Source organism: Variovorax sp. OV084, from assembly GCF_900111625.1.
Classification (GTDB): domain Bacteria; phylum Pseudomonadota; class Gammaproteobacteria; order Burkholderiales; family Burkholderiaceae_C; genus Variovorax.
The window spans coordinates 110541-133613 of the sequence record NZ_FOII01000009.1 but is presented as its reverse complement, the minus strand read 5'-3'; the positions used below and the strand labels follow the sequence as shown (position 1 = coordinate 133613).

The following is a 23073-nucleotide window of genomic DNA, read 5'->3' as shown; positions in this document are numbered from 1 at the left end:
AAGCCCTCAGGCCGTACCGCCTACGGTCAAACCATCGATGCGCAACGTCGGCTGGCCGACGCCCACGGGCACGCTCTGGCCTTCCTTGCCGCAGGTGCCGACGCCCGAGTCGAGCGCCATGTCGTTGCCGATCATGGTCACGCGGGTGAGCGCGTCGGGGCCGTTGCCCACGATGGTCGCGCCCTTCACCGGGTACTGGATCTTGCCGTTCTCGACCCAGTAGGCCTCGCTGGCCGAGAACACGAACTTGCCGCTCGTGATGTCGACCTGCCCGCCACCGAAGTTGGTGGCGTAGAGGCCCTTTTTGATGCTCGCGACGATTTCCTTCGGATCCTTGTCGCCGCCGAGCATGTAGGTGTTGGTCATGCGCGGCATCGGCACGTGTGCGTAGCTTTCGCGCCGGCCGTTGCCGGTGGGCTTGACCTTCATGAGGCGCGCATTGAGCGCGTCCTGGATGTAGCCCTTGAGGATGCCGTCCTCGATCAGTACGTTGCGCTGGCTGGCGTTGCCCTCGTCGTCGACGTTGAGCGAGCCGCGGCGATCGGCGATCGTGCCGTCATCGAGCACCGTGACGCCCTTGGCCGCCACGCGCTGGCCGATGCGGCCCGAGAACGCGCTCGAGCCCTTGCGGTTGAAGTCGCCCTCCAGGCCGTGGCCGATGGCTTCGTGCAGCAGGATGCCGGGCCAGCCGGAGCCGAGCACCACGGTCATTTCGCCGGCCGGTGCCGGGCGTGCGTCGAGGTTGGTCAGGGCGGCCTTCACGGCATGGTCGACGTACTCGGCGATCTGTTCGTCGGTGAAATAGGCCAGGCCGAAACGCCCGCCACCGCCGCCGGAGCCGATTTCGCGGCGGCCATTCTGCTCGGCGATCACCGTGACCGACAGGCGCACCAGCGGGCGAACGTCGGCGGCCAGCGTGCCGTCGGCACGGGCCACGAGCACCACGTCGTACTCGCTCGCCAGGCCCGCCATGACCTGCGCCACGCGCGGATCGCGCGAGCGGGCCAGCTTTTCGACCTTTTCGAGCAGCTTCACCTTGGTGGTGCTGTCGAGCGTGGAAATGGGGTCGATACCGTCGTAGAGCGAGCGGCTCGATGCGATCTTGCGGGCCGGCGTCTTCACGCGGCCCGTGCGGCCTGCGGAGGAAATGGAGCGCACCGTGCGCGCCGCGTCGAGCAGCGAGGCCTCGGAAATGTCGTCCGAATAGGCAAAAGCGGTTTTCTCGCCACTGACCGCGCGCACGCCGACGCCCTGGTCGATGCTGAAGCTGCCGGTCTTGACGATGCCCTCTTCGAGGCTCCAGCCCTCGCTGCGCGTGTACTGGAAGTACAGGTCGGCGTCGTCCACCCGGTGCGCGGTGATCTCGGCCAAGGCCTTGCTCAGGTGCGATTCGTCGAGGCCGAACGGCGTGAGAAGGAGCTGTTGCGCCGTGGCGAGGCGCTCGATGGTGGGTTCGCGAGAGATCATCGCGACATTCTAGGCAGCCGCCCTCTTCCGCGCTGCCCCAAAGGGCACTCGGGCGCTACTAGTTCTGCGCCAGCTTCCTTGCCCGGGCGATCGACATCAGGATCCCCAGCCCCAGCCCCAGCGTCACCATGGCCGTGCCGCCATAGCTGATGAACGGCAGCGGCACCCCCACCACCGGCAGGATGCCGCTCACCATGCCCATGTTCACGAAGGCATAGGTGAAGAAAATCATGGTGACCGCCCCCGCCAGCAGGCGCGAGAACAAGGTCGCCGCATTGGTCGCGATCACCAGCCCCCGGAAGATCAGCAGGATGAAGGCCGAAATCAGCGCCAGGTTGCCCATCAGCCCGAATTCCTCGGAATAGGCGGCAAAGATGAAGTCGGTGGTCCGCTCGGGAATGAATTCGAGGTGCGTCTGCGTACCCTGCATGAAGCCCTTGCCGCCCACCCCGCCCGAACCGATGGCGATCATCCCCTGGATGATGTGGAAGCCCTTGCCCAGCGGGTCCTTGCTCGGGTCGAGCAGCGTGCACACGCGCTGCTTCTGGTAGTCGTGCAGCACGCGCCAGTCGACCCCGTCGGCGCACAGCCTCGACTCGAAGCCCACGATCAGCGTCACGGCCACCGCGCCAATCAGCACCGGCGGCACGATCAACTTCCACGGCAGCCCGGCAAAGAAGATCACCGCCAGCCCGGCGGCCAGAACCAGCAGCGAGGTGCCCAGGTCGGGCTGTTTCATGATGAGCCCGACCGGCACCGCCAGCAGCACCGTCGCCACCACGAAGTCGAGCGGCCGCAACTGGCCTTCTCGTCGCTGGAACCACCAGGCCAGCATCAGCGGCATCGCGATCTTCAGGATTTCGCTGGGCTGGATCACCACGCCCACGTTGATCCAGCGCTGCGCGCCCTTCTTGGTGATGCCGAACAGCGCCACCGCCACCAGCAGCGCCACGCCCATCGTGTAGAGCGGCACGGCAGCCAGCATCAGCCGCTGCGGCGGCACCTGCGCCACCACGAACATGATGAAGCCGGCCAGCAGCATGTTGCGGCCATGGTCGACGAAGCGCGAGCCATGGTCGTAGCCCGAGGAATACATGGTCAGCAGCCCGGCGAACGCGAGCAGCAGCACGGCGAAGGCCAGAAAGCCGTCGAAGCCCTGGAAGATGGGCGCAATACGACGCGCCAGGGAGGGCTGATTGAACACGGCAGACATGGGGGCGGATTATCCCCGCCCTGCCTGCGACCTCAATCGAATTCGAGTTGAACGACCGTGCGCCCAGGTCGGCTTTCAACCGTCAGCCGGGCCCCGATGGCCCCCGAACGCTCCGCCAGCGACCGCGGCCGATGCTTCACGGCGTCGAAGCCCTTGCCGTTGTCGATCACCCGCAGTTGCACCGTCGTGCCCTGCATCCCGGCCTCGAATCGCAGCACGGTGGCCTGGGCGTGCTGCAGCACGTTGGAGATCGCCTCGAACAGCAGGAACTGCAACTGCCGCATGCCTTGCGCGCCGAGCCGCTCTACCGGCTCCACCTCGTCCACCGCCCATTCGAACTCGATGCCCGAAGACGCCAGGCGGGGTTCCAGCCGGTAGCGCGCCGCCGCCAGCAGCGCACCCACGTCGCCCGGCGGCAAGTGGATCGAATCGATCTGCAGCTTGAGCTGGTCCAGCGAATCGCGCAGCGTGCGCAGCAGGTCCCCCGAGCTGGTCTGGCCCGACTGCAGCTGCCGGATCGCCGAAGTGATGTGCGAGCCCATGCCGTCGTGCATTTCGCGCAGGATGCGTTCGCGCTCGTGGGTGCGCGCCTGGTCACGCGCCGCGGCCTCGAGTTCGGCATACGTGGCCGCCAGCTCGCGTTCGCGCTGGGCCACCCGCTCGGCCAGGGCCGCGACCGATCCGCGCGCCAGCACGCTCGCCGCACGAAAGCGCCGCAGCACGATCAGCAGCAGCGCCACGCCGAAGAACACCGACGAATAGCGCACCCAGGTGGTCTCGCCATAGGCATCGCTGAGGCGGATCACCAGCCAGTCGCGCACGCCGAACATCACTGTCACCAGAGCGGCGCCGGCCACCAGCAAACGCTCGGCGCTCGGTTTGCGCAGGGTGTCGACGGCGAAGGCGCTGACGAAGGCCAGGACGAACACGATCTGGACGGCAAGCCAGCCGGTGAGCCACATCGGCTCCTCGCGCTGCAGCGACAGCGCGCTGAACAGCACCGTAGCGACCACGATGCCGGCAATAGGCCAGCGCACCCACTGGTAGCGGCGGTCGCGCCCCCACCCCGCGAGGTGGTAGACGAACATCATGGAAGAGGCAGCCCAGCCCGCATAGCAGGCGGCCATCAGCACGCCCCAGGGCCCCCAGGACAGGGGAGGCTCGGCGATCACGCCGTCGGCCACCCGCACCGCCCAGCAGAACTCCGCCAGCGCGGCCCAGAAGTAGATGCCGTCACGCCGCTGGGCGCCCTTGGCATCGGCGTCGACCTGCGTCAGCCACAGCGCCAGCGCGATGCCGCCGACGATCAGGCTGAATGCCATCAGCAGCACCGAGCCGGTGAAGCGCCATGCATAGGCTCTCTCGAAGAGTTCGGTGCGAACCGGCGCGGCCGGCCCGATGACCACTTGAGACAGCCCCGCGCGCCGGGCGGTGTCGGCGTGCAGACGGATCTGCAGGAGGTTGTCACCCTTTCGCAACAGGCGCCCGGGCACCGGCACGTAGATGGGCGCCTTGGCGTAGTCGGCGTCGTTGCTGCGGTCCAGGTCGCCGTAGACCTGCAGCAGCGCGTCGTTCAACTGCACCTCGAAGACGTTGCCGACGCGCGGAATGAAGATGCCCCACGGCGTCTCGGGCTCGGCCTCGAGCGTGAACGGCAGGTCGAAGCTCGCCATGCCCGGGCGGCCGTTGTGCTGGCGGTCCCAGTGGTAGGACAGCTCGACCGGCTCGGTGCGCGTGACGCCGCCGACCGTGGTCGTCACGGTACCCTGGCGCAGTTCGATCGGCGCCTCGGACGCGGCCGTGGCCGCGCTGGAGACTCCGGCAATACCCGCGAGGAGCATCGCCAGCCATAGCATCAGCAGCGACGCCCATTTTGGTCGCATCTGTGCTCAGCCCGGATGAGACAACAGGCCGAGCCGCGTCGCTTCGAAAACGGCCTCGCTCTTGGAATGCACGGCGAGCTTTCCGTAGAGATTCTTGATGTGGGTCTGCACGGTGTGCACGCTCAGGCCCTTGAGCCGCGCGATCTCCGCGTACGAGAAGCCACGCGCGATCAGCGTCAGCACCTCGTGTTCGCGAGCCGACAGCAGGCCGCGGTCGGATTCGTCCGCGGCTGCTTCGGGCGCCGCACCCGGCGGCGCGCCGGGAACGGCCGCCGATTGCAGGCTGCGGTACTTCGCGAGCACGCGCCGCGCGATCATGGGCGAGATCGGCGAGGCACCTGCCTTCATCTCCACGATGGTCTGCGCGATGTCCTCCGGCGCGGCGTCCTTGTGGATGTAGCCCACGGCACCCGCCTCGATGCTGGCGAGCACGTTCTCTTCGTCGCCGAAAACAGACACTACCAGCGGCTCGCAGCCTGGAAAGCGCGCCACGGCGTCGCGGATCACGTCGAGCCCGGTGCCGTCGGGCATGCCGAGATCGACCAGAAGCACGTCGGGAATGGTGGTGGTGCGGGACAGCCAACCCAGCGCTTCCTGCACCGTCCCCGCACTGCCGAGCCAGAAAAGGCGCGGGCTGCGCTGCACGCTGGCCTCGAAAAAGGCACGCGCGCGGCTATCGTCTTCGACGACCAGCACACCCCAGCGGCGTAGCGTCGCGTCGTCCTGAGCCTCAGTGTTCATGGGCATGAGCATAAGCCCCGGCGCGCACCGGGAATCCATACACGCCTCCCCCGTTCATGGGATGCCCACGATGAAGCATCGCCGCGAAACTTTCGCCGCTTTTTTGCAGGGCATATCCCCCTTCCCATGCAAATGAAGTAACCCGAACGTAGGCCATTCATGCCGCAGTGGTCAAGGCCTTAGTACTTTTGAATTCCCGACGCACGGCACACCCCGAACCGGGGCACGCGAAATGCCGGCGCGCCTCGGGCTCTCAGTAAGCTATGGCCTTACCGAAGAACCTCGTCCGGCGGGTTTTTTGTATGTTGGAAGCGGCCTCGCGAGAACAGACCTCATGCAGAATTACCCGTTCCCGGCAAGCGAGGTGCGACGCCCGCACCTCCCGTCTTTTCCTCGCATGGATCCGCAAACCACACACCTGCTTTACCTGCACGGTTTCCGTTCTTCGCCTCGTTCGACCAAGGCCCGGATCGTCGCGGAGCGCGTGGCGCGGCAGCATCCGAATCTGCAGTGGTGGTGCCCGCAATTGCCACCGTCGCCGCACGATGCCATCGACATGGTGATGAAGGGCATCGCGCACTGGCCGCGCAAGTCGATGGCGGTGGTGGGCTCGTCGCTCGGCGGCTACTACGCCACCTACGTGGCCGGCATGACGCGTTGCCGCGCGGTGCTGCTCAACCCGGCCGTGCATCCCGCGCGCGACCTCACCCGCTACATCGGCGACCAGACCGTCTGGCACGACCCCGCCGAGCATTTCTACTTTCGTCCCGAATACATCCACGAGCTTCGTGCGATGGAAGTCGGCCCGCTCACGCGGCCCGAACGCGTGTTCGCGATCATCGCCAAGGGTGACGAGGCGCTCGACTGGCACGAAATGTCCGCGCGCTACCCCGACAGCAACATCAAGCTGCTCGAGGGCAGCGACCATGCCCTGTCGGATTTCGAAAAGGCCCACCTGGACGACGTGATGGCCTTCATCAACCCGGTCTGAGCACAGCCGGGCCGAGCGGGCCCATCCTGCATGGGACAATCCGCGCCATGTTTGTATTGTTTGAAGAAGCCGGCAAGTACCTCGGCGGCCGCGTGCTGTCGGAGGCCGAAGCATCGGCACAAGTCGAGCTCGAAACCGGCAAGCGCGTCAAGGTCAAGGGCGCCAACATCGTGCTGCGTTTCGAGAAGCCGTCGCCCGCCGATCTGATCGCCGAGGCGCGCTCGCTCGCCGCCGCCCTCGATCTCGACCTCGCCTGGGAATTCGCGCCCGAGGGCGAATTCGCCTTTGCCGAGCTGGCCGCCGAATATTTCAGCGAAAAGCCCTCGCTCGCCCAGCAGGCGGCCGCCCTGTTCGCGCTGTTCGAGGCGCCGCACTACTTCCGCCGCGCAGGCAAGGGGCGCTTCAAGAAGGCGCCGGCCGAGATCGTGCAGCAGGCGCTGGCCGCCATCGAGAAGAAGAAGGTCATCCAGGCGCAGATCGCCGAGTGGGCCGCGCAGCTGGCCGAGGGCATTTGCCCCGCGCCCGTGCGCGAGCAGCTCTACAAGATCCTGTTTCGCCCCGACAAGAACGCCCCCGAATACAAGGCCGTGGTCGACGCCGCGCGCGCCACGCAGCGTCCGCCTCTCGACCTGCTGGAGCGCGCCGGCGCCATCGATTCGCCCTACCAGTTCCACTGGCGGCGCTTCCTGTTCGAGAACTTCCCCAAGGGCACCGGCTTCCCTGCGCTCGCGGCGCCCGCCATCGTGGACGACCTGCCCGTGGCCTCCGAGGTGCAGGCCTTCTCGATCGACGATTCGCAGACCACCGAGATCGACGACGCCCTCTCCGTGCAGGGCCTCGGCACCGGCACCGTCACCGTCGGCATCCACATTGCCGCGCCGGCCCTGGCGCTCACGCCGGGCAGCGCCATCGACAACGTGGCGCGTGCGCGCATGTCGACGGTCTACATGCCGGGCTACAAGATCACGATGCTGCCCGACGAGGTGGTCAACACCTACACGCTGCTCGAAGGCGGAGACCGCCCGGCCGTGTCGCTGTACGCGCGCTTCGACGAAGCCACGCTGGAGCTGCAAGGCACCGAAACGAAGCTGGAGCGCGTGCCCATCGTGGCCAACCTGCGCCACGACCAGCTCGACACCGTCGTCACGCAGCCATGGCTCGAAGACGCGTCCTTCCAGAGCGACAACACTCCGGAAGCCGCCGCCAAACTGCGCGCCCCGCTCTCGTTCCTGTTCCGCCTTGCCAAGCAACTGAAGGCGCAGCGCGAAGTGGTGCGCGGCAAGCCCGAGAACTTCAACCGGCCCGACTACAACTTCCGCCTCGTCGGCAACGAGGGCGAGCCCACCGGCAGCGAGCAGGTGCAGATCAGCACGCGCCAGCGCGGCGCGCCGCTCGACCTGATCGTGTCCGAAGCGATGATCCTGGCCAACAGCAGCTGGGGCGGCTGGCTCGGCGAGCTGGGCGTGCCCGGGCTCTACCGCAGCCAGGCCAGCCTCGCGCCCGGCATCAAGGTGCGCATGGGCACACGCGCACTGCCGCACGCGGGCCTTGGCGTGAAGAGCTACGCCTGGAGCACCTCGCCGCTGCGCCGCTACACCGACCTCGTGAACCAGTGGCAGATCATCGCGGCCGCGCGCCACGGCAAGACCGCTGCGCTGGCCGCGCCCTTCAAGCCGAAGGACGCCGACCTGTTCTCCATCCTCTCTGGCTTCGACGCGGCCTATGCCACGTACAACGCCTACCAGGGCGGCATGGAACGCTTCTGGACGCTGAAGTACCTGCAGCAGCAGGGCATCACCGAGCTCGAAGCCACCGTCATCAAAGACCTGCCGAACGGCGCGCTGGTGCGGGCCGAAACGCTGCCGCTGGTATTCCCCGTGGCCGGCCAGCAGGAACGCGGCGCCCGCCTGCGCGTGAAGCTCGGCGAGATCGATGAGATCGCCCTCGACGTGAGCGGCACGGTGCTCGAACGCCTCGACACGCCGAAGGCCGATGCGGCCCTCGCAGACGAAAGCGATGAGGGCGACGAAGAAGAAGTGGTCGCAGGCCCGATCGCCATTGCCGTCGACCTGAGCGACAGCGAGGCTGCTGCGCCCGAAAACACACCCGCATGAGTTTCGGCGGATCGTCCGAAGAAATGCGGCCCCTGGAGGAGTTTCGAGAATGAACTTCAAGGACCTCAGCACGCTGCAGATTGCACTGGGCGTGTCGGTCATTGCGCACGCCGCACTGCTCGCGGTGCGCTTCGTCGATCCCGAATCGTTCAACAAGGTCTTCAGCGACACACCGCTCGAAGTGATCCTGGTCAACAGCAAGACCAACGACAAGCCCGACCCCAGCGCCCGGCTGCGGGCCCAGACCTCGCTTGCGGGCGGCGGCGACCTCGACAAGGGCCGCGCAACCAGCCCGCTGCCGCCGTCGAGCTTCACCACCGTCGGCGATTCGTTCGAAGATGCGCAACGCAAGGTCGACGCGATGCAGACCGAGCAGATGCAGATGCTCACCCAGCTCAAGCGCGACCTCGCCGCAATGCCCGCGCCCGACCCGCGCAACCCCGGGGACCCGACCGAGGCCACGGCGCAGGAAGAAAAGCGCCGCCAGATGATCAATCTGCTGGCCGAGATCGAGCGGCGCGTGAACGAAGAAAACGCACGCCCGAAGAAGCGCTTCCTGAGCCCCTTCACGCGCGAAGCGGCCTTCGCCACCTACGTCGATTCGCTGCGCCGCCGGGTGGAAGCGCAGGGCACCGCCAACTTTCCGACGCTCGCCGGCAAGAAGCTCTACGGCGAGCTGACGATGACCATCACGGTCAACTTCGACGGTCGCCTGCTCTCGACGGTGGTCGACGAAAGCTCGGGCATTGCGTTGCTGGACAAGCGCGCCCAGGCCATCGTTGCCAGCGTCGGCAACTTCGGCACCTTCACCGACGCGATGCGCAAGGAGCACGCCGACCAGATCGTGATCCGGCCGCACTTCCGGTTCGCGCACGACGGGTCGGTCGAACTCTCCTCGCAGTAGAAGCAGACGCAACAAAAGAAGGCAGACGCCATGGACCTGTACTGCGTCATGGGCAACCCCGTCGAGCACAGCCGCTCGCCGCGCATCCACGCACGTTTTGCCGAGCTCTGCGGCCAGCAGATGGACTACGGCCGGCGGCTGATTCCGCTCGGCGCGTTTGCCGAAGGCATCGCGGCCTTTCGCGGCGAAGCCGCCGAACGCGGCGACACCGCGCGCGGCTGCAACATCACCGTGCCCTTCAAGTTCGAGGCCGCTGCGCTCGCGCAGCACACCAGCGAACGCGCCCTGCTCGCGCAGGCGGTCAACACGCTGCGCTTCGACGCCGACGGCAGCATCCATGCGGACAACACCGACGGCATCGGCCTGGTCAACGACATCGTTCGCAACGCGGCCGTGCCGCTACAAGGCAAGGCGCTGCTGCTGATCGGCGCGGGCGGTGCGGCGGCCGGCGTGCTCGGCCCGCTGCTCGACGCGGGCGCTTCGCGCGTCGTGGTGGCCAATCGCACCGTGGGCAAGGCCGTCGAGCTGGTTCGCCGCCATGCGGCCATTGCGCTGCGCCACGGCGCATCGCTCGAAGCCTGGGCGCTCGACGAAGTGCCGGGCGCCTTCGACGTGGTGGTCAACGCCACTGCTTCCAGTCTCGCGGGCGATGCAGTGCCTGTGAAGGCCAGCGTGCTGCGCGCCGGCGGACTCGCGGTCGACATGATGTACGGCCCTGCGGCGGCGGGCTTCATGGCCTGGGCCGAGGCGCATGGCGCGGTCGCGCGCGACGGACTCGGCATGCTGGTCGAGCAGGCTGCCGAGTCCTTCGAGATCTGGCGCGGCGTGCGGCCTCCTTCCGCGCAAGTGCTGGCTGAAGTTCGAGCCGAGCTGAAATGAGGGCAGTGCTGCGCCTGATCGCCTGCCTCGTGGTGGCGGGCGTGGCACTCGAGCTGTTCTTCGTGGTGCGCATCGCGGCGATGACCGTGCTCGATCCCCAGAGCACCGCGTTCCAGCGCTCCGAGGCTTTTCAGATCGCCATCCACCAAGGCAGCGGAGCCGGCTGGCGGCAGGAGTGGGTGCCCTATGCGCAGATCAACGACACGCTCAAGCGCGCCGTCATCGCGAGCGAAGACGCCGGCTTCGTCGACCACAACGGCGTGGAGTGGGAAGCCATCGAGCGCGCCCGCCAGCGCAACGCCAGGGCCGAAGAACTCGCCGCCAAGCGCGCAGCGCGCGCGGTGGCGCGCGGCAAGCCGGTACAGCCTGTGCGCCTGCGCGGCGGCTCCACCATCACGCAGCAGCTCGCGAAGAACCTGCTGCTGTCCGGCGAGCGCACCTTGCTGCGCAAGGGCCAGGAGCTGGTGCTCGCCACGCTGCTCGAAGTGCTGCTCGACAAGCGGCGCATCCTCGAGATCTATCTCAACAACGTCGAGTGGGGCGAAGGCGTGTTCGGTGCCGAGGCGGCGTCGCAGTACTACTTCCGCAAGCCGGCCTCGCGCCTGAGCACCAACGAGGCCGCGCGCCTCGCGGTGATGCTGCCGAGCCCCAAGTTCTTCGAGCGCCGGATCGGCTCGCCCTACCTGAGCGGGCGGGCGTCGACGGTCATGGCGCGGATGCCTGCGGCCGAGCTGCCCTGACGACCGCATCGCGCAGGCCCTCGATGGCCAGCACGGCAGCAAAGCCGATCACGTAGGCCAGCACGTCCCACCAGTCAGCCGTGCTGCCGAGCACGATCCGCAAGGCGCGGTTCGGAATGTGCAAGTGCCACGCCGCCGCAAGGTACTGCCCGAGCTCGACCGCAAGGCCCACGCCCAGCGCAGCCAACGCCATGGGCAGCACGCGCGCGCCAATCACCGTCCTGAAGACGAAGTAGACCCACACCACGGCCAGCACGTCGCCGAAGAAGCTGCGCAGCCAGCCCCAGCGTGCGCCGACGGTGGCCAGCAGCACGAGAACGAGAAACAGGGCCACCGCCCACACGAGTGAAAGAGGATCGAAACGCCATCGCATGGCCCGTATCATCGCGCCCATATGCTGGCAAAGCTCACGGGTTGGTTGTTGTTGGGAATCGTCCGGTTGCTCACTGGCGCGCAGGCGCGCTGGTATGGCTGTCCGCCGAAAGCCGAGCAGCGCATCTATTTCGCCAATCACCAGAGCCACGCTGACCTCGTGATGATCTGGGCGGCGCTGCCCGAAGAGTTGCGCAGCATCACGCGGCCCATCGCGGCGCGTGACTACTGGGCCAACACGCCGGTCAAGCGCTGGATCACGACGGAGGTGTTCAACGCGGTGTACGTGGAGCGACAGGCGACGCCCCCTGCCGCAGCGGCGGCACCTCCCGTACCCGAACCGGTGGTGGCCGAAGCCCCGCCACCGCAACGCCCGCCGATGCCTGCCGAGCGCATCGAGCCCTCGATGGAACCTCTGCTGCCCTTGACGCCGCCGGCACCGCCCGCAGAGACCGCGCCCGAAGCACAGGGCCGGCTCGACCTTCCCGAGCCGCCCGCTCCACCGCCTCCTCCAGAGCCGCCACCGCCCGCGGCGCCCGAAGAAGTCCCGGTCGCTGCACCGGCCCCAGCCGTCGATCCACTCGCCCCCCTCGTCGAAGCCCTGCGCAGCGGCGACTCCATCATCATCTTCCCCGAAGGCACGCGCGGCCACACGGGCGAGCCGCAGAAGTTCAAGTCGGGCCTCTACACGCTCGCCACCATGTTCCCCGAGGTGGTGCTGGTGCCTGCATGGATCGACAACGTGCAGCGTGTGATGCCCAAGGGCGAGATCGTGCCGGTGCCCATCCTCTGCTCCGTCACCTTCGGCGCGCCGATCCGCGTCGAAGAAGACGAAGAACGCCGGCCCTTCCTCGACCGGGCGCGCGCCGCGGTGATCGCCTTGCGCGACGTCTGACGACATGAACCAGTTCCTGCGCAACCTCACCCCGACCCAGCAAGTCGCGGCGCTCTTCCTCATCATCTTCGGCGTGCTCGTGATCGTGAGCACCACCGCCTTCTTCCTGAGCTTCAGGGAAAAGCGCAACCCCGTGCACGACGCCACCTGGCAGGCCGAGCTCGCGCACTTTCGCGCGCTGCTGGGCACCACCTGGTTCATGGTCATCATTTTCTGGATCGGCTGGGCGCTGGGCGAAACCGTGGCCACCGTGCTGTTCGCGCTGATCTCCTTCTTCGCGCTGCGCGAGTTCATCACGCTCTCGCCCACGCGGCGCGGCGACCACCGCAGCCTGATCCTCGCCTTCTTCGTGGTGCTGCCGATCCAGTTCTGGCTGGTGGCCACGGCGCGCTTCGACCTGTTCACCGTGTTCATCCCGGTGTACGTGTTCCTCGCGATACCGGTGGCGAGCGCGCTGGCCAACGACCCGAGCCACTTCCTGGAGCGCAACGCCAAGCTGCAGTGGGGCATCATGGTCTGCGTCTACGGCATGAGCCACGTGCCGGCGCTGCTGCTGCTGAGCTTTCCGGGCTACGAGGGCAAGAGCGCGTTCCTCGTGTTCTTCCTGGTGTTCGTGGTGCAGACCTCGGTGCTGGTGCAGCACCTGATATCGCGCCGCACCCAGCGCGCGCCCTTCGCGCCCAACGTGAGCCGCAGCTTCAACTGGACCAGCTGGGGCATCGGCATCGTTGTGGCGAGCCTGGTGGGAGCGCTGTTCTCGTTCATCACGCCGTTCAAGTTCGGGCAGGCGCTCGCGGTGTCGGTCATTGCCTGCATCGCGGGGTCGATGGGGCACCTGGTAATGAAGGCGCTCAAGCGCGACCGGGGCATTCCGAACTGGGGCCAGAAGGGCGTTGGCGTGACGGGGGCCAACGGTCTGCTGGACCGCGTCGATGCCCTGTGCTTCGCCGCCCCAATCTTCTTTCACTCCATCCGCTGGTACTTCAACGCCTGAACTTGGCACACCCCCAGGCTGCGCGCACTTCGTGTCGCTTCGCCACCCCCCTTGCAGGGGGCAATACCTACGGCCCGGCAGAGCCGGTTCCGCGGTATTCCTGGAAGAACCCCTCGGGCAGTTCGGGCCGCAGAGCGGCGTGAACTGCTCAAGCCTTGCGGCGCACCACGCGGTCGAAGGCCTGCTTCGCCGCGCGTCCGAAGGCCTTGGCCTTCAGCGCCTGCAATTCGCGCGTCAGCCGCGTGCGCTGCTCGGCCGACAACGCCGTGCCGAAACGGCCCAGCGCGGCTTCGAGTGCCGCGCGCTGCGCCTCCACACGACCTTGCCGGCCCTCGGCCTCGGCCAGCCATTCGCAGGCATTGGCGACGCGTTCGCGCAGCGCGGCATCGCCTGTATCGCCGAAGCGCGCAATGAGCGCGCGATAAGCCTTGGCCTGCCCCACGGGATCGCCGAGCTTGTCGAGCGCCTTGGCCTTGTTGATCATCGACTTGGCGGCCCACAGCTGCAGCGTGCCTTCCCTCGCGCCGGTGGTGCGCGCGACGGCTTCGTCGTAGCAGGCCACGGCCGCCTTGAGCTGGCCGGTCTGGCGCAGCGTGGCGCCCTTGCGAAACAGCGCGCCGACCACGCGCCCGCGCAGGTCCGGCAGCTCGGAGTTGCCCCAGCGCGCGACGATCTCGTCGTGCACCCGCATCTCGTCGTCGTGCAGGCCGAGGCGGTCGAGCGCGGTGCTCTTGTACTGCAGGCACAGCGCGACTGTCTCCTGCATCTCCGTCGACGGGTCGGCGCCGTAGCGCGCGTCCATCGCATCGGCGGCGGCTATCACTTCGGCAAAGCGGTCCAGCGCGACCAGGCAGAAGGCCTTGTGGACGAGCGCCCGCGCGCACTGGCGGCGCAGCTCCGGGTGGGGCGATGCGGAATACGCGGCCAGCACTTCGTCGAACAGTGCGATCGCCTCGCGCGACTCGCCCGCATCGCCGTGCTTGCGGCCCTGTTTGACCTTGTCGCGCACCTCGTCGCGCAGCTCGGGTGGCAGCTCCGTATCGGCCTTGCGCAGTCGCTTCAGGCAGGCCTGGCGGCCAGCGTTGGCCTTGGACAGGGTGTCCTGCAGCTCGGGCGTGGGCGTGTCCTTCAGCTGCTTCGCGAGTTGCTCGTACACCGCGAGCGCTTCCTCGGGCCGGTTGAGCCGTTCGAGCAGCACGAAGCCCTTGTTGAGCAGTGCGCTCGCCACGGTGCGCTGCACTGCGGCGTCGTTGTCGGCGCCGAAGGTGGCGAGCAGCCGCTCGCAGGCGGCCAGCGCGACCTCTCCGTCGTCCTGCTCGCGCAACCCCACCGACCAGTCGTAGGCACGGCGCACGGCCATGCGGCGCACCTGCGACGACTCGTCGCGGCCGTAGCGGTCGAGCAGCCAGCCGACCAGCTCGGCGCGGTTCGCGTGCTCGTCGATGCCGAAGCCGTCGAAGAACAGTGTCAGCGCCCGCACGCCTTCGATGCGCAGCTCGGGCGCCGCGTCGGCGAGGCCGGCCTCGATCTGGTCGGCCACTGCCAGGCACATCACCTGGGCCTGCGCGTGCTGCGCCAGTTCGCGCAGGTTCAGCACCGAGGCCAGGCGCGCACGTGCCACGCGCAGCACCACGCCGGGGTCGGTGCTGCTGCCGTCGAAGCGCTCGATCACCGCTTCCAGCGTGGCCAGCGCATCCTGCGGCAGGCCGCGATGGTGTTCGATCTCGGCCTTGAGCAGCCGGGCCTCCACACGCCACGCGTCGAGCGCGGCATCGGGCTGGCTGTCGAGCAGATCGCTCATGGCATCGCAGGCTTCGCAGCGCGCCTCTGGCTCGTCGATCCACCAGGTGCGCTGATACAGCGCATGGGCGATGTGCTCGCGGATCGCGGGCTCGCTACGCTGGCCGTGCGCGGCGATCAGGCGGTCGAGGGTGGCGAGCGCGTCGGCGGGGCGATGCATCTGGCGCAGCATGTGCGCCAGCAGGCGCAGCGCCTGGCAGCAGGGCACGACCACGCCGACGTCGGGCCTGGCTGCGTACTCGTCGAGCAGACGGGTACAGGCGGCCAGTGCCTCGTTGCGGCGGCCCAGGTCGTTGAGCAGTTCGATGCGGCGGAAGCTCGCGGCCGCGCGTTCGGCGGGGTGCTGCTGCAGGCGTTCGATCAAGGCTTGCGCCTCGTCCAGTTGCCGCTGCGCGGAGGACTCGACTACATTCACATTCGCTTCCTTGTGTGGCGCGCCCTGCGGAAAGCGGGGCAGACTGTACGAATCGGCACGGATTCTGCCCGCGATAGCGCTGCTTTCGAGCGATAGTTCGGTCCCTTCTCTCTCCTCTTTGCACTGGCGTAAGCCTTTTCGCTTCCTTTCATGCGCATTCTTGGCATCGACCCCGGCTTGCAGACCACCGGCTTCGGCGTGGTCGACGCGGACGGCCATGCGCTGCGCTACGTGGCCAGCGGCACCATCAGCACCCGGCACCTGGGCACCGGCAACCTGCCGGCGCGCCTGAAGGTGCTGTTCGACGGCATCGCCGAGATCACCGCGCGCTACCAGCCCGATGCGTCGGCGGTCGAAATCATCTTCGTCAACGTCAACCCTCAGTCGACGCTGCTGCTGGGACAGGCGCGCGGCGCCTGCGTGACCGCGCTGGTGAGCAACAACCTTTCTGTGGCCGAGTACACCGCACTGCAGATGAAGAAGGCGGTGGCCGGCCACGGCCAGGCCGCCAAGGCGCAGGTGCAGGAGATGGTGCGGCGGCTGCTCGAGTTGCCAGGCTTGCCGGGCGCCGACGCGGCGGACGCGCTGGGCATTGCCATCACGCATGCGCAGGTGGGGCGGTCGATGGCGCGGCTCGCGGAAGCGGCCGAGCTGTCGAAGACGCATGCCGGCACCTACCGGCAAGGGCGCTCGCGCTGACTCAGCGCACGATGTAGCGCAGTTCGCCGAGGCGCTTGCGGCGCTCTCGCACTTCAGCGGCGACGATGGCCGCATCGCCTGCCAGAGCCCGCGCGATCCAATCGGCCAGCTGTGGCATGTCGTCGGGCGTGAAGCCCAGTCGCACGATCTCCGGCACGCCGAGCCGCAGGCCGTTGATGTCGCCGTCCACGGGTGCGATCGGCAGGCCGATGCCGCAGGCCAGCAGGCCGCCCTGCGCGAGCTTCTTCGCCGCACGCTGCCCGCCACCCCAGCGCGCCGCTTCGACCGCGAGCTGGTGCGACTGGGTGAAGCCGCGTGCCTTCGCGAACACGGGCAGGCCTTGCGCATCGAGCGCACGCGCCAGGGCCTGCGCGGTCTCGCGCATCGCGGCCGCATAGGCAACGCCATGCACCTTCCAGTCGAGCAGCCCGCGAGCCAGCGCGGCGGTGCGGCCTGCATCCGAGTTGGCCGTGAGGCCGGGGTAGGCGATGGCGTCGATGCGCTCCATCAGCGCCGCATCGTTCGACACGATCAGCCCGCCCGCCGGGCCGCCCAGGCTCTTGTAGGTGCTCATGGTGATCGCATGCGCGCCCTGTTCGAGCGGCTGCGGCCACGCCTTGCCGGCCACCATGCCCGAGAGGTGAGCGGCATCGAACAGCAGCTTCGCGCCCACGCTGTCGGCAATCTCGCGGATCGCAGGCACCGGGTGCGGGAACAGGTTCAGGCTGCCGCCGATGGTGATGAGCTTCGGCCTCACCTCGCGCGTCAGCTTCGCCAGCGCAACCACATCGACCGTGTAGCCGTCGGCATCCTCCGGCGCGGAGACAGGCTTCAGGCCATAGAGCCCGGCCGCGCCCGCTGCGTGATGCGTGACGTGGCCACCGATGCTGGGCGGCGGCACGATGATCGTGTCGCCGGGCTGGCAGGTCGCCATGAACACGTAGAGATTCGACAGCGCGCCGGAGCTCACGCGCACTTCGGCGAACTTCGCGCCGAACACCTCGGCTGCGAGCTCGGCCGCGACGACCTCGATGCGCTCGATGGCTTCCAGTCCCATCTCGTACTTGTCGCCGGGATAGCCGAGCGACGGACGCGAGCCGAGCCCGCGCGACAGCAGCGCTTCGGCGGCCGGGTTCATCACGTTGGTGGCGGGGTTGAGGTTCAGTCCCTCGACATCGTGGATGCGGTGGTTGTCGGCCACCAGCCGTTCGATCTCGGCGGCGACGCCCACCGCGTCGCGCGCAGCGGCATCGGCGGCAATGGAAAGCACGTGGTCTTCGCTGGCGGCGGGAACCCAGGGGCGACGTTGCAGGGCGGCTGGCATGCGGTGGATCTCGCTGGAAGTGGTGAATGGCCGCATCGTCGCCTGCCGCCGCCAGTCGGGCAAACCGGATAATCTGGGCCTGGGCCCTAGAAAAACTTGGCCTGAAGGATTGCTCCGATGCCGCTCGCACCGCCCCGCCCCCGCCTGCCGCCGCACACGGCCGTGCGCGCCTTCGAGGCAGCTGCGCGCCACGGCAGCTTCGCGCGCGCAGCCGAAGAACTCTTCGTCACGCCGGCCGCCGTCGCACAGCAGATCAAGACGCTGGAGACATGGGCCGGCGGCGCGCTGTTCGAGCGGCACAGCCAGGGTATTCGCCTCAGCGCGCACGGGCGGCGCGCGCTGCCGGCGCTCAGCGCTGCCGTCGACCAGCTCGGCCTCGCAGTACAGGCGCTGCGCCACGAGACGCAGACCGCAGCGCGCCGCAGTACGCTGCAGGTGGCCGCCCTGCCGGCCGTGGCGCAGCTGTGGCTGTCGCCTCGGCTCTCGAAGCTGAAGGCCGCGCTGCCCGGCGTGCAGGTGTCCGTCACCGCGTTGGAGCAGCCGCCGAACTTCCGCCGCGAGCCTTTCGATCTCGGGTTGTTCTATGCGCGGGCCGGTGAGCACATCGAGGCTGCCGTCGGTGCGCAGGCGATTCCGCTCGTGCGCGACCGGCTGCTGCCGGTATGCAGCCCGCGCCTGCAGCAGCCGTTGCCCAGCGGGCGTCCTCGCTCGCTCGATGACATGGCGGATCTGCTCGCGCGCTGCGGCGGTTTGCACGACACCGTGTGGCGCGACGATTGGCCGCGTTGGCTGCAGGCTGTTCGCCCCGGCTTCACGGCAGTCGAAGCCGAAGCGATGGCCGCCGGGCCGGACTTCTCGCTCTACAGCCTCGCGCTGCAGGCCGCGCTCGATGGCGAAGGAGTGTTGATGGGCCGTGAGCGGCTCGTTGCGCCATTGCTTGCGCAAGGCAAGCTGCATGCGCCTTGGGGACGGCCGAAGGCGGTGGGAGACACGGTCATGCTGCTGGTGCCCGCGCACCGCAAGGGGCCGCTGCTCGCACAGCAAGTGCAGGCCCTGCAGGCACTCGCCGCAGCCTGAGCAGCCCTATCGCCGGAAATCCAATCGCCCGTTGGGCCAGCGGCCGTCGATCCGGCGGTTGTCGACGATCAGGCCCACCCAGGGCTGCGTGATGGCCGGATTGCTCAGGTTGATGTAGCGGCCCACGAGTGTGTCGGGGTCGACATAGCGGACATCGAGCAGGGCCTGCCGCGCGCCGCCATCCCAATCGAACAGCAGGTAGAACCGGCTGCCGGCCACCCGCACGGTGGCCTTGCCCTGCTTCCACGCAGCTTCGGAGTCACCGGGGATCGTCGGATCGGCGCCGCCATTCCAGCGGCTGGACCATGCGCCGACGATCGAGGACGACGCGTCGTTCACCGGTGTGCCCCACGCAGGCGCGTTCGGGTCATCGGGCCCGCCGTGCAGTTCGATATTCTCGGCAAACGCTTCGATATCTACGCCATCCGGGTCGGGCGCATCTTCAACGCCGAATGGATTCCGGCTGGGGGATGTGTTGGTGTTCATGGCGCCATCGTGCGCCGGAGTGCGCTGCCACGCATGCCGTTTCCGGACATGCGAACGAGGACGCGAAGGCTACGCCACGCGCTCGGCTATCAGCACCGCGAAGAAGCCGAACGCCGCCAGCAGCGTCCACTTCAACACGATCCATCCGATGCGCCGGTACTTGGCCTGCCCCGTGCCCGCATAGAACGCAAAGCACACGCCCGCCACCAAAAGAAGCAGCAGGATGGCCCAGCGGAAAAGAAGCATGTGGGACTAAAAGCGGACGTGGCCTACCAGGCCCGGGCGACTTCGCCGAAACCGCGCGGTGCGCGCTTCTCGTCCTCGAAGGTCACGACTTCGTAGGCGTCGCTGTGCGAAAGCAGTTCGCGCAGCAGCTTGTTGTTGAGCGCATGGCCCGAGCGGAACGCGGTGTAGGCCGCCAGCAGCGGCTTGCCGATGATGTACAGGTCGCCCATGGCGTCGAGGATCTTGTGCTTCACGAACTCGTCGTCGTAGCGCAGGCCGCCCGCATTGAGCACCTTGGTGTCGTCCATCACGATGGCGTTGTCGAGACCGCCACCGAGCGCGAGGCCCTTGCTGCGCATGTACTCGACTTCCTTGGTGAAGCCGAAGGTGCGCGCGCGTGCGATGTCGCGGCTGTACGAGTCGGTGCCCAGGTCGAACTCCACGCGCTGGCCGGTGGAATTGACCACGCGGTGGTCGAAGTCGATCTCGAAGCTCAGCTTGTAGCCGTGGTACGGCTCCAGGCTCGCCCACTTCTCGTTGGCGCCCTCGCCTTCGCGCACCTCGACCTTGCGGGTCACGCGGATGAAGCGGCGCGGCGCCTTCTGCAGCGCGATACCCGCGCTTTGCAGCAGGAACACGAAGGACGACGCCGATCCGTCGAGGATCGGCACTTCGTCGGCCGTGATGTCGATATAGAGGTTGTCGATGCCCAGCCCAGCGCAGGCAGACATCAGGTGTTCGACGGTCTGCACCTTGGCGCCGCCGGTGGAAACGGTGGATGCAAGGCGCGTGTCGGTGACCGCCTCGGCGGTCATGCGGATCTCGGCCGGCTCGGGCAGGTCGACGCGGCGGAACACGATGCCCGTGTCGGCAGGAGCCGGTCGCAGGGTCAGCTCCACGCGTTGGCCGCTATGGAGCCCCACGCCCACGGCGCGGCTGATCGACTTGAGGGTTCGTTGTTGCAGCACGGCCGGGATTTTAGGCGCGCGACGGGCATGGCGCCCTATGCCCCTCGCTATGGCACCGATAGACATGGGTTCTATGCAATCCCGCCAAATTGGCGCGAAATGGACGCAAAGGGCACGAGGTGAGCGCAGCGCCTAGAGCCAGCAGACGTCCCTTTCAGGTCGTCCCTGTGCCCCTTGCGAACCCTCGTGCCCTCTGCGTCTGGTCGAGTTCACCCCGCGATGGCCTCCAGCGAGACCATCGAATGGGGTGTCCTCTTAATCAGCCTGGCGGCGCAGGAAGGCCGGGATCTCGAAGTCGTCCATGCCGCCCGAAGACAGCGCGTCCACTTTCGCTGCAGCCATCGTGCGGTTGGTGCGCCACACGCTGGGAACGGCCATGCCGTCGTAGTTGGGCTGGCTGTGGCCGCCACCACTGGCGTGCCCCGTACCACCGAGCGTCGGCACGTTGAACGGGATGTTGTCGGTGCCGGTGCGGATCACTTCCAGCGTAGGTGCCTGGCGGCGGGCATCGGCACGCGACAGGCCGGTGGCCACCACGGTCACGCGCATCTCGTCGCCGAGGCTGTCGTCGTAGGCGGCGCCGTAGATCACGTGCGCGTCCGGCGAAGCGTAGGCGCGGATGGTGTTCATCGCGAGCTTCGATTCGTTCAGCTTCAGCGAGCCCTTCGACGCCGTCACCAGCACCAGCACGCCCTTGGCGCCCGAGAGGTCGATGCCTTCGAGCAGCGGGCAGGCCACGGCCTGCTCGGCTGCGATGCGCGCGCGGTCCGGGCCAGCTGCGGCAGCGGTGCCCATCATGGCCTTGCCGGGTTCGCCCATCACGGTGCGCACGTCTTCGAAGTCGACGTTCACGCCGCCGTACTCGTTGATGATTTCCGAGATGCCGCCCACGGCGTTCTTCAGCACGTCGTTGGCTTGCGCAAAGGCTTCGTCCTGCGTGACGTCTTCGCCCAGCACGTCGAGCAGCTTCTCGTTGAGCACCACGATCAGCGAGTCGACGTTCGCTTCGAGCTCGGCCAGGCCGGCGTCGGCGTTGGTCATGCGGCGACCGCCTTCCCAGTCGAAGGGCTTGGTCACCACACCCACGGTGAGGATGCCCATTTCCTTCGCGACGCGCGCGATGACCGGAGCAGCGCCGGTGCCGGTGCCGCCGCCCATGCCGGCCGTGATGAACAGCATGTGCGCGCCGTCGATGGCCGCGCGGATGTCGTCCACCGCAAGCTCGGCCGCTTCACGGCCCTTGTCGGGCTTGCTGCCTGCACCCAGGCCGCTGGTACCGAGCTGGATGATCTTGTGCGCGCTGCTGCGCTGCAGTGCCTGTGCGTCGGTGTTCGCGCAGACGAACTGAACGCCCTGCACACCGCGCTCCATCATGTGGGCGACCGCATTGCCGCCGCCACCGCCAACACCGATCACCTTGATCTGCGTGCCCTGATTGAACTCTTCGACTTCGATCATTTCGATGGTCATTTTTAACTCCTTGAATCTTGCAGTTGCCGTTGTGTGTCTATGAATAATTCTTGTGCCGTGACGAGATCAACGATGCGTCCGTCACGATGGTGGACCTGTTCGTCGCCATCGCTCGTTGAAATGCAATGGGGGGCTGCCACGCGCGAGCCAGAGTGGAGACTTGATCATGGCTAGAAATTCCCCACGATGAAGTCTTTGAAACGTCCGAATGCAGTCTTTACCGACCCATTCTTCTGCGCGACCTTGAAGCCACGCATGCGCGCGAACCGTGCTTCTTCGAGCAGGCCCATCACCGTCGCTGCGCGAGGCTGCGCAACCATGTCCGACAGCGCGCTCGAATACTTCGGGATGCCGCGGCGCACGGGCTTCAGGAAGATGTCTTCGCCGAGCTCGACCATGCCGGGCATCACCGCGCTGCCGCCCGTGAGTACCACGCCCGACGACAGCACCTCTTCGTAGCCAGACTCGCGCACCACCTGCTGCACCAGCGAGAAGATCTCTTCGATGCGCGGCTCGATCACGCCGGCCAGCGCCTGCTTGCTCAGCATGCGCGGGCCGCGGTCGCCGAGGCCCGGCACTTCGACCTGCGTGTCGGGGTCGGCCAGCAGTTGCTTGGCATAGCCGTTCTCGACCTTGATGTCTTCCGCGTCCTTCGTCGGCGTGCGCAGCGCCATGGCGATGTCGCTCGTGATGAGGTCGCCCGCGATCGGGATCACGGCCGTGTGGCGGATCGCGCCGTTGGTGAAGATCGCCACGTCGGTCGTGCCCGCGCCGATGTCAACGAGCACCACGCCGAGTTCGCGCTCGTCCTCGGTCAGCACCGCCTGGCTCGAGGCCAGCGGGTTCAGCATCAGCTGGTCGACTTCGAGGCCGCAGCGGCGCACGCACTTGATGATGTTCTCGGCCGCGCTCTGCGCACCGGTCACGATGTGCACCTTGGCCTCGAGCCGCATGCCGCTCATGCCGATCGGCTCCTTCACGTCCTGGCCGTCGATCACGAACTCCTGCGGCTCCACCAGCAGCAGGCGCTGGTCGCTCGAGATGTTGATGGCGCGGGCCGTCTCCACCACGCGGGCCACGTCGGCGGGCGTCACTTCCTTGTCCTTCACCGCCACCATGCCGCTCGAATTGATGCCGCGGATGTGGCTGCCGGTGATGCCGGTGTAGACGCGGCTGATCTTGCAGTCGGCCATCAGCTCGGCCTCTTTCAGGGCCTGCTGGATGCTCTGCACGGTGGCGTCGATGTTCACCACCACGCCGCGCTTCAAGCCGTTGCTCGGCGCAATGCCGAGGCCGGCCAGCTTGAGCTCGCCTCCGGGCAGCACTTCGGCCACGACCACCATCACCTTGGCGGTGCCGATGTCGAGTCCTACGACCAGGTCTTTGTATTCTTTAGGCATTGAGATATGTCCTCGA

Annotated in this window: 21 protein-coding genes; 9 read left to right on the top strand and 12 right to left on the bottom strand. The window is 67.6% G+C overall.

The window, feature by feature from the left end; genetic code table 11:
- Positions 1-6: 6 nt before the first annotated feature.
- From tldD to BMW87_RS21955, 4 genes are read right to left on the bottom strand one after another with little or no spacing between them, the layout of a single operon-like run.
- Positions 7-1467 carry a metalloprotease TldD gene (tldD, locus tag BMW87_RS21970; RefSeq protein ID WP_093056227.1) on the bottom strand — a complete coding sequence of 487 codons (1461 nt, stop codon included), beginning with the start codon at positions 1465-1467 and terminating at the stop codon, positions 7-9.
- 58 nt (positions 1468-1525) lie between these two features.
- Positions 1526-2680, bottom strand: coding sequence for a rod shape-determining protein RodA (rodA, locus tag BMW87_RS21965; RefSeq protein WP_093056229.1), 1155 nt, complete (start codon positions 2678-2680; stop codon positions 1526-1528).
- Positions 2681-2712: 32 nt separating this feature from the next.
- Entirely contained in the window at positions 2713-4563 is a 1851-nt protein-coding gene (locus BMW87_RS21960) for a sensor histidine kinase (protein ID WP_093078621.1), read from the bottom strand.
- A gap of 6 nt (positions 4564-4569) precedes the next feature.
- Positions 4570-5316 (bottom strand): response regulator transcription factor, encoded by a 747-nt coding sequence (locus tag BMW87_RS21955; protein ID WP_093056233.1) that lies wholly within the window; start codon positions 5314-5316, stop codon positions 4570-4572.
- A 385-nt stretch (positions 5317-5701) separates the two neighbouring features.
- Here BMW87_RS21955 and BMW87_RS21950 point away from each other — a divergent pair, with 385 nt between their 5' ends.
- The 5 genes from BMW87_RS21950 to mtgA are packed head-to-tail and all read left to right on the top strand — an operon-like array spanning position 5702 to position 10932.
- Positions 5702-6295, top strand: coding sequence for a YqiA/YcfP family alpha/beta fold hydrolase (locus BMW87_RS21950; protein WP_093056235.1), 594 nt, complete (start codon positions 5702-5704; stop codon positions 6293-6295).
- 47 nt (positions 6296-6342) lie between these two features.
- A complete protein-coding gene (locus BMW87_RS21945; protein WP_093078619.1) occupies positions 6343-8409 on the top strand; it encodes a ribonuclease catalytic domain-containing protein in 2067 nt (688 codons plus the stop codon).
- A 49-nt stretch (positions 8410-8458) separates the two neighbouring features.
- A complete protein-coding gene (locus BMW87_RS21940) occupies positions 8459-9313 on the top strand; it encodes an energy transducer TonB (protein ID WP_093056238.1) in 855 nt (284 codons plus the stop codon).
- Positions 9314-9343: 30 nt separating this feature from the next.
- On the top strand, positions 9344-10192 hold the full coding sequence (gene aroE / locus BMW87_RS21935; protein ID WP_093056240.1) for a shikimate dehydrogenase: 849 nt from the start codon (positions 9344-9346) through the stop codon (positions 10190-10192).
- Positions 10189-10932, top strand: a complete 744-nt coding sequence (gene mtgA, locus BMW87_RS21930) for a monofunctional biosynthetic peptidoglycan transglycosylase (protein WP_093078618.1) — start codon at positions 10189-10191, stop codon at positions 10930-10932. The genes aroE and mtgA overlap by 4 nt, the downstream gene beginning before the upstream one ends.
- On the opposite strand, the gene BMW87_RS21925 is transcribed toward mtgA, so the two are convergent.
- Positions 10898-11317, bottom strand: coding sequence for a ribosomal maturation YjgA family protein (locus BMW87_RS21925; RefSeq protein WP_093078702.1), 420 nt, complete (start codon positions 11315-11317; stop codon positions 10898-10900). The genes mtgA and BMW87_RS21925 overlap by 35 nt on opposite strands.
- Positions 11318-11326: 9 nt before the next feature.
- Here BMW87_RS21925 and BMW87_RS21920 point away from each other — a divergent pair, with 9 nt between their 5' ends.
- Together BMW87_RS21920 and BMW87_RS21915 are read left to right on the top strand one after the other, a co-directional pair.
- Positions 11327-12199: a lysophospholipid acyltransferase family protein gene (locus BMW87_RS21920; RefSeq protein ID WP_093078617.1), complete on the top strand. Its 873-nt coding sequence runs from the start codon at positions 11327-11329 to the stop codon at positions 12197-12199.
- A 4-nt stretch (positions 12200-12203) separates the two neighbouring features.
- The gene (locus tag BMW87_RS21915; protein WP_093078616.1) at positions 12204-13193 is read left to right on the top strand and encodes a phosphatidate cytidylyltransferase; all 990 of its coding nucleotides are present in this window, start codon (positions 12204-12206) and stop codon (positions 13191-13193) included.
- A gap of 148 nt (positions 13194-13341) precedes the next feature.
- Here the strand turns inward: BMW87_RS21915 and BMW87_RS21910 are convergent, their stop codons facing one another.
- Positions 13342-15408, bottom strand: coding sequence for a tetratricopeptide repeat protein (locus BMW87_RS21910; RefSeq protein ID WP_093078615.1), 2067 nt, complete (start codon positions 15406-15408; stop codon positions 13342-13344).
- 150 nt (positions 15409-15558) lie between these two features.
- Here BMW87_RS21910 and ruvC point away from each other — a divergent pair, with 150 nt between their 5' ends.
- Positions 15559-16107 carry a crossover junction endodeoxyribonuclease RuvC gene (ruvC, locus tag BMW87_RS21905; protein ID WP_093056250.1) on the top strand — a complete coding sequence of 183 codons (549 nt, stop codon included), beginning with the start codon at positions 15559-15561 and terminating at the stop codon, positions 16105-16107.
- Between the two features lies 1 nt (position 16108).
- On the opposite strand, the gene glyA is transcribed toward ruvC, so the two are convergent.
- Entirely contained in the window at positions 16109-17431 is a 1323-nt protein-coding gene (gene glyA / locus BMW87_RS21900; RefSeq protein WP_093078700.1) for a serine hydroxymethyltransferase, read from the bottom strand.
- A gap of 117 nt (positions 17432-17548) precedes the next feature.
- Here glyA and BMW87_RS21895 point away from each other — a divergent pair, with 117 nt between their 5' ends.
- Entirely contained in the window at positions 17549-18508 is a 960-nt protein-coding gene (locus BMW87_RS21895) for a LysR family transcriptional regulator (protein ID WP_093078614.1), read from the top strand.
- Between the two features lie 6 nt (positions 18509-18514).
- On the opposite strand, the gene BMW87_RS21890 is transcribed toward BMW87_RS21895, so the two are convergent.
- The 5 genes from BMW87_RS21890 to ftsA form a co-directional block, all read right to left on the bottom strand.
- Entirely contained in the window at positions 18515-18994 is a 480-nt protein-coding gene (locus tag BMW87_RS21890) for a hypothetical protein (protein ID WP_093078613.1), read from the bottom strand.
- 69 nt (positions 18995-19063) lie between these two features.
- Positions 19064-19240, bottom strand: coding sequence for a hypothetical protein (locus BMW87_RS35140; protein ID WP_164713437.1), 177 nt, complete (start codon positions 19238-19240; stop codon positions 19064-19066).
- A gap of 23 nt (positions 19241-19263) precedes the next feature.
- Positions 19264-20187: a UDP-3-O-acyl-N-acetylglucosamine deacetylase gene (gene lpxC / locus BMW87_RS21885; RefSeq protein ID WP_176928810.1), complete on the bottom strand. Its 924-nt coding sequence runs from the start codon at positions 20185-20187 to the stop codon at positions 19264-19266.
- 255 nt (positions 20188-20442) lie between these two features.
- Positions 20443-21657, bottom strand: a complete 1215-nt coding sequence (gene ftsZ, locus BMW87_RS21880; protein WP_093056258.1) for a cell division protein FtsZ — start codon at positions 21655-21657, stop codon at positions 20443-20445.
- A 170-nt stretch (positions 21658-21827) separates the two neighbouring features.
- Positions 21828-23057, bottom strand: coding sequence for a cell division protein FtsA (gene ftsA / locus BMW87_RS21875; RefSeq protein WP_007832444.1), 1230 nt, complete (start codon positions 23055-23057; stop codon positions 21828-21830).
- Between the last annotated feature and the right edge of the window lie 16 nt (positions 23058-23073).